A 5,487-nucleotide genomic window follows, 5' to 3' on the forward strand; every position below is an offset into this window, starting at 1 on the left:
GCCCCGCGGAGCGCCTCATTCACGGAAAGAGTGGCCATCCCCCGCGGAATGGCCACTCTTTCCGGGAAACTGCGCGCTCCGAGCTGCGGGCGGGGGCGGGGGCGGGGTTACTTGCCGACGCCAGCGGTGAGGCCGGACTGCACCTGGCGCTGGAACACGATGTACACGATCAGCACGGGCAGCATCGCCATGGTGACCCCGGCGAAGAGGCCGGACCAGTCGGACTTGTAGCCCTGGTTGACCGACAGCTCGATCAGCCCCTGGGAGATCACCTGGTGCTTCGGCTCCCCGCCCAACGGCTGCATGAGCAGGGTCGGCAGGTACCACTGGTTCCACTGGCCGAGCACGTTGAAGATGCCGATGCTGATCAGGCCCGGCTTGGCCATCGGGAGCATCACGCTGAAGAAGGTGCGGGTGTGCGAGGCCCCGTCGACCTGGGCCGCCTCGGCGATCGAGTCGGGCAGCGTCCGGAAGAACGAGTGCATGAAGAAGATCGTGAACGAGAGCGACCATGCCACGTAGACCAGGATCAGCATGAGGTACCGGTTCGGGCCGAGGAACGGGAGCGGAATCCCGAACAGGCCATTGGCCCCGATGTTGTACACGCCCTTGAACAGCGGCACCGCGGCCAGGTAGATCGGCAGGGTCAGCCCGGAGAGGAACATGTAGTAGATCAGCCGGTTACCGGGGAACTCGTACCGCGCGAGCGCGTACGCGGCCATCGAGCCGAGCAGCATGGTCAGGGTGACGCTGCCGGCCATCACCACCACGGTGTTGAGGAAGAAGCTGCCGAGATGCCCGTCCGTCCAGGCCCGGGCGAAGTTGTCGAAGTGCAGCTTGTCCGGGATCAGGGAGAGCGGCTCGCGGATGACCTCCGAGTCGTCCTTGAGCGCCGACATCACCACCCACAGCAGCGGGTAGATCACCATGACGGCCCAGACCACCAGGAACAGGTGGGAGAAGCCGTTGAAGACGCGGGCGCCCAGCGCGCCGGCGCGGGAGGCCGGTCGCCGTGCCGCCGCCGGGCCGGTGGCGGGGCTCTGGTCGGGCCGGGTCAGACCACCGTGGGTCGCCGTGCTCATCGTCCAGCCTCCTCAGAACTCGATACGCTCACGACGGGTGATCCTGAGCTGCGCCGCGGCCAGCAGGATCGTGAAGATGGCCAGCGCCACGCCCATCGCGCAGGCGTAGCCGAACTGGCCCTTCTGGAACGCGGTGAAGTTGAGCACCGACGCGAAGATCTCGCTGGCGTGGTTCGGTCCGCCCTGGCTGGGCGTCATGACGAAGACCAGGGCGTACATGTCCAGCGCGATGAAGCCCAGGTAGACCCAGGCGACCGAGATGGTCTCCCGCAGCAGCGGGAGGGTGACCCGGAAGAAGGTGTGGAACCGACCGGCGCCGTCGAGGATCGCCGCCTCGTAGATGTCCTTCGGGATCGACTGCATGGCCGCGGAGAAGAGCACCATGTAGAAGCCGGCGCCGCTCCACACCGCGATGAGCAGCAGCCACCAGAGCACCGCGGGGATGCCGAGGAACGGCTCGGGGTCGGCGGTGAAGGCGATCGGATTGTCCGCACCGACCAGCCCGATCTTGATGAGCAGGCCGTTGATCAGGCCCTGGCCGTCGGTCCGGTAGATCTGCTGCCACATGACGGCGATGACCACCAGCGACAGCACCTGCGGGAAGAAGAAGATGACCTTGTAGATGCTCGATCCGAACACCCCGCGGATGCCGGCCCTGTCCTCGCGTCCGCCCACGTTGAGCAGGAACGCGAGGAACAGGGCCAGCGCGATGGTGAACAGCGGCACGGTGATCAGGAAGAACACGTTGTGCCAGAACGCCTTCCTGATGAGCTCGTCGGAGAACAGCCGGACGTAGTTGTCCAGCCCGACGAAGCGCTGGGAATCCGAGTACCCACCCCAGTCGGTGAGCGAGTACCCGGCCGCCTGCGCGAAGGGCCACACCACGTAGAGCAGGTACAGCGCGACGGGCAGGGCCAGGAAGCCCGTGACGAAACGCGCAACTCCGTGCCGCATTGGACTCACTCTCTCGAACGGATCAGGCGGTGCGGGTCTGCTTCTTGATCGACGAGTCCTTGGCGACCTTGTCCGCGGCCGCCTGCATCTTGTCGATGAACTGCGCGGCGGTAAGCCGGCCGGCCATCAGCTCCTCGGAGAGGTTCTGGCTCTCCTTGTCCAGGTCCGCGTAGAAGTCCTGGAACTTGACCGAGATCAGCTCGCTGCCGCCGTTCTTCATCAGGGTGTTCGCGCTGGCGAGCGCGGTGTCCTGCACGTTGTCGCCGGAGCCCTTGGTGGAGGCCAGCGACTTGGTCAGCTCGGCGAACTTGGCCGAGCCGGCCTTCGACAGGATGGCCCGCAGGAACTCCTTGGCGGCCTCCTTGTTCGGTGCCTTGCTCGGCACGACGAAGCCCTCGCCGGACGCGGCGAAAACGTCCTTCGGCGCCTTGTCGTCGGCGTTGCTCCAGTAGTCCGACAGGGTCATCTCGAAGCCCGGCGGGATGGTGGCGGCCATCTCGTTCTTCAGCCAGGTGCCGACCTGGATGAACGCCGCCTTGCCGTCGAGCCAGGCCTGCTGCGATTGGGTGTGGTCGAGCTTGCCCGGGAGGAGCAGCTTGTCCTTGACCAGCTTCTCCCACGGCTCCAGCGCCTTGAGGACGCCGTCGGCCTTCCAGGCGTTCTCCTTCAGGTTGTCGATGTCGACGACGACCTGCTTGCCGGCGGTCTTCCAGATGCTGGCCATGAGCGCCCAGCGCGGGTAGTAGCCGTGCACGGCGTCGTGCACGTACGGCGCCATGCCCTTGGCCTTGATCTTCGGCGCCAGGGCGAAGAACTCGTCCCAGGTCGTCGGGGCCTGCCAGCCCTCCTTCTTGAACAGGGCCGCGTTGTACCAGTTGCCCCAGACCGTGTAGGCGACGTTGACGACGTAGAACTTGCCGTTCTGGGTGCCGTCGCCGACCGTGCCGGGCAGCAGGGTGTCGGCGACCGTGCCCTCGCTGTCCCAGGCGGGCGCGGTGAGCAGGTCGTCGAGCGGCTCGATGGCGCCCTCGTTGATGAGCGTGCTGCGGTCCATCATGTCGGCGCCCGAGTTCATCACCAGGTCGCTCGGCTGGGTCGCCATCTTCGGCTGCTCTTCGGTCTTGATCTTCTGGGTGGAAGACATGTTGACCGTGATGTTCGGGTGCTTGGCGTTGAAGACGACCTTGTCTTCCTTGGCCCACTGGTCGCCCAGGCCACCGTTGAAGATCACCACCTTCACGGCGCTGCCGTCCTTGACGCCGAACGGGTTGTCCTTGCTCTTGGTACCACCGGCGCCGGTGGACTTGCTCGGTTCGCTGCCGGCGCACGCGCTGAGCAGACCGGCGGCCGGGGTGACGAGGAGGCCCGCCGCGGCGGCCCGGCGCAGCAGGGTCCGGCGGCTGAGGTCGCCGGGGGTTTCGGGGGTAACCGACATCTCTGTCTCTCCTTGTGGTGTCCGGGTCAGGCGGTCCGCCGGAGGCGCCCGGCGTACCGCGACTCGAGGGCGAGGTTGTGCTCGTCCCCACCGGGGACGTTGGCGGAGAGGTAGATAGGGGGTACCTCCCCGGCCTGGTGGAACCGTCGTACGACCTCCGCGGTCAACAGCTGCGCCAGGAGCGCCGCGGTGACCGAGGAGACCGCACAGACCGCGCCGCCGCCCTCGAGCGGCAGCAGTGCGTCGCCGTACGGCGCGCCGTTGTCCAGCACGACGTCGGCGAGGTCGGCGAGCCGGTGCCCGGACGGGTGCCGCGGGGCGACCCGTGCCGTGTGCTCGACCGAGGTGACCGCGATCAGCGGATGGCCCCGCTCCTTCACCAGCGTCGCCAGCTCGACCACCGAGCCGTTGATGCCGGACTGGGAGGCGACCACGAACACGTCCCGCGGTTGTGGCGCCGCGAGCGCGTAGAGCTGGTGGGCGACCGCCGGGTCACGCTCCAGCTTGGGATCGGCGAGCACGTCGCGGGGCGCGTCGCCGTGCAGCACGAGGTCGTGCAGGGAGAGCCGGTTGGTGGGGACCAGCCCCCCGGCCCGGGCGACCAGTTCGGCGGCGAACGCCTCGGAGTGGCCGGCGCCGAAGGCCTGGAGCACCCCGCCGGCGCGCAGCCCGCCGGCGATCAGGTCGGCCGCCCGGTCCACCGCCTCGGTCTGGGTGTCGACCAGTCGGTCGAGCACCGGGCGGACGGCGTCGGCGTACCGCTGTGCGCTGATCATCAGCTGGCCCCCTTCGCGGCCTTGTGCCCGTCGACGGCCTGGGCGGTACGCCGGAAGGCCGCGTGGGCGCGGTCGTGGGTGCGCTGCGCCACCGCGATGTAGAGCAGGTCCAGCACCACGAGCTGGGGGTGCCGGGCGGAGAGCGCGTCCGGCCGGAAGGTGGTGGCCTGGCTGGCCGTGACCAGGACGATATCGGCCAGCTCGGCCAGCGGGGAGCGGGGGAAGCCGGTCAGCGCGACCGTGGTGGCGCCCCGGCTGCCCGCCTCGGCGAGCATCTCGATGGTCTCCCGGGTCTGCCCGGTGTGCGAGATGCCGAGCGCCACGTCGCCGGCGCCCAGCAGCGCGGCGCTGGCCAGCCCCTCGTGCACGTCGCTCCAGGCCCAGGCGGCCACCCCGATGCGGTGCAGGCTGAACTGCATCTCCTCGCCGACCAGCGCGCTGCCGCTGGCACCGAAGATGTTCACCCGGCTCGCCCCGGCGATGGCGACGGCCGCGCGTTCCACCTCGGCGAGGTCGAGCAGCGCGGCGGTGTCGTGCATGGCCCGGGTGTCGGCGGCCATGATCTGGTCGAGCACCCGGGACAGCGGGTCGGTCGGCTGGATCTCCCGGCCGATGTCGACGGTCCAGCCCGCCGAGCGGGCCCGGCCGGTCTCCGCCGCGATGCCGAGCCGCAGGTCGGCGTAGCCCTCGAAGCCCATGGCCCGGCAGAACCGGGTGATGGTCGCCGGCGAGGTGCCGCTGCGCTCGGCCAGCTCCACGATGGTGGCCCGGGCCGCCGCCTCGGGGTCGCTGAGCACGTGCTCGGCCACCCGGCGCAGCGCCCCGGTGAGCTCCCCCGCACCGGCCCGGACCCGGGCCAGCACCCCGTCGGAGGAGACGCCCACCGCGCCCCGCCGGTCGGCCGCGTCGGCGTCGACCACCGCGGTCCCCGCGGCGGTGTCCACCTCGTGCTCAACCATCGGGGAGCCTTTCGGAAAGAGTGTTAACTGTTGTGGTAAAAGTTCTTACTGAGGGCCCCTCCGTGTCAAGGGCGTGGGCGAAGTTTTCAAACTGTTACCTGGCGCACATCGGGCCCGGCTACCTGGATCTTGCTTCGGGGAGCTCGGCCGACCAGCATGAAGGCCGCCAGCGCGCGACCCCGGGGAGGCCCAACGGATGTCCGGCACCGTCGTGGTGGGTCTCGACGTCGGGGGTACGTCCACCCGGGCCGCCGCCCTGAGCCTGGACGGCGGCCCGGGTG

The 5,487-nt window shown here is 69.2% G+C and carries 5 protein-coding genes; all 5 read right to left on the reverse strand.

What is annotated here, in order from left to right; translation table 11 throughout:
• Positions 1-107 precede the first annotated feature (107 nt).
• Genes DKL51_RS01725 through DKL51_RS01745 form a run of 5 tightly spaced genes read right to left on the reverse strand, consistent with a single transcriptional unit; the run spans position 108 to position 5,206 of the window.
• The gene (locus tag DKL51_RS01725; protein WP_124811654.1) at positions 108-1,082 is read right to left on the reverse strand and encodes a carbohydrate ABC transporter permease; all 975 of its coding nucleotides are present in this window, start codon (positions 1,080-1,082) and stop codon (positions 108-110) included.
• Positions 1,083-1,094: 12 nt separating this feature from the next.
• Positions 1,095-2,036, reverse strand: coding sequence for a carbohydrate ABC transporter permease (locus DKL51_RS01730; protein ID WP_124811655.1), 942 nt, complete (start codon positions 2,034-2,036; stop codon positions 1,095-1,097).
• Between the two features lie 22 nt (positions 2,037-2,058).
• Entirely contained in the window at positions 2,059-3,471 is a 1,413-nt protein-coding gene (ngcE, locus tag DKL51_RS01735) for an N-acetylglucosamine/diacetylchitobiose ABC transporter substrate-binding protein (protein ID WP_109947770.1), read from the reverse strand.
• A gap of 26 nt (positions 3,472-3,497) precedes the next feature.
• Positions 3,498-4,247, reverse strand: coding sequence for a sugar isomerase domain-containing protein (locus DKL51_RS01740; protein WP_109947771.1), 750 nt, complete (start codon positions 4,245-4,247; stop codon positions 3,498-3,500).
• Complete coding sequence (locus tag DKL51_RS01745; protein WP_109964638.1) at positions 4,247-5,206, reverse strand: MurR/RpiR family transcriptional regulator; 960 nt, start codon at positions 5,204-5,206, stop codon at positions 4,247-4,249. The genes DKL51_RS01740 and DKL51_RS01745 overlap by 1 nt, the downstream gene beginning before the upstream one ends.
• Positions 5,207-5,487: the final 281 nt, after the last annotated feature.

It is taken from the genome of Micromonospora globispora (assembly GCF_003857015.1).
Taxonomy (GTDB): Bacteria; Actinomycetota; Actinomycetes; order Mycobacteriales; family Micromonosporaceae; genus Micromonospora; species Micromonospora globispora.